General features: G+C 58.6%; 1 protein-coding gene. It reads left to right on the top strand.

Annotated elements, in window-relative coordinates; genetic code table 11:
• Positions 1-219: 219 nt before the first annotated feature.
• Positions 220-354, top strand: a complete 135-nt coding sequence (locus AWB78_RS49540; RefSeq protein WP_269768990.1) for a hypothetical protein — start codon at positions 220-222, stop codon at positions 352-354.
• The last annotated feature ends 807 nt before the right edge of the window (positions 355-1,161 follow it).

Genomic DNA, 1,161 nt, shown 5'->3' with positions numbered 1-1,161 from the left:
TGGCCAACGAACTGCTGAACACCGCTGCCCAGCGTGAACTGTCCGAACTCGACGAGAAGCTGTACTTCGAGGTGTTTGCGCCGGCCACGCCGTCTTCGCGTCGCACCCCGGCGCGTCAATCTAGTGGAGCCCGATGACATCTCCCGAAAGACACCCCTGTCCAGACGCGCCAGTTCACCACGCCTGCCGTTACCCGAACTCTCCGATGAGGCCGCCTACATGGTGCAGTTCTTCATCGAGGACTTCTATCTCTGGTTCAGCCGCGCCTACGCCGCCCAGATCCGGCGCCACCGTGAGCCCTGCTACCAGGGGCCAACCCAACCACCGCACCAGAGTTCCGACGAGCCATTCTGATACAGCACGGGGACCACGCGGTCCCGTTTTACTTCGCCCGCCGTCCCTCATTTACGCCCTGCAAAACAGTCCGTCGATTTCCGTGCTCACGGTCACGATGTGATTTGCAGCATTCGGCACCACCGCTACCGGCCGAACAAGTGGCGCGGCCTAGTTATCGCTTTGGCGAAACAGCGGCAATGGTCGATTAGCGAGGGACTCGACAGTCTCGATCTGGCCTTGCCGAACGATGCCGCGCACGTGTCAGCTGGAGAAGTGCGCGCGCGGCCCGACGTAATCCAAATAAAGTTTGTCCGTCGCCAACTTCGACCTATCCGAAGCATGGACAAGGTTGAAAAGCAGGACTCGACACGATCAGCTCGATCAGAAGCCGGCGGATTCCATCACTCTTCGACCGCACGCCGAACCGCACGCCGATCTGCCCTGAGATCGAGGTGATTGATCTCCTCGGCCGCCTGTAGCCAATCGAAAATGCGGTGATGGCGAGCTGGTTCTGCACCACGGTGACCCCGGGGATTTTATCTGGACAGAATGCGGCACTCCCAAAATCAGGGAGCATCCCGGGCCGCATTCTTGCTATACAAGACGCGTTTGCTCGCGGCGCACCGGAACAGCATTCAATTCCAGACATGAGTAAAGCTATCGCATTATCACGTGACGTTGCGATTCGTCAGGATTGAGCAGAAATCAGCGTAGCGTGACTTGGCGCGTCACGTCATCAACGATATTATTGCCATTAGCGGTCGTCTCTCGGTGCAGCAGTAGCCGGTGTGGATTGAACCGGTGTAGGCAAGCGTAACGGCATAG

The organism is Caballeronia calidae (genome assembly GCF_900044055.2).
Classification (GTDB): Bacteria; Pseudomonadota; Gammaproteobacteria; order Burkholderiales; family Burkholderiaceae; genus Caballeronia; species Caballeronia calidae.
The sequence above is the reverse complement of the archived record's forward strand: the minus strand, read 5'-3'. Positions and strand labels throughout refer to the sequence as shown.

Bases quoted from the DNA above. Each gene is read 5' to 3' on its own strand.
- AWB78_RS49540 (WP_269768990.1), top strand. From the start codon at position 220: ATGGTGCAGTTCTTCATCGAGGACTTCTATCTCTGGTTCAGCCGCGCC.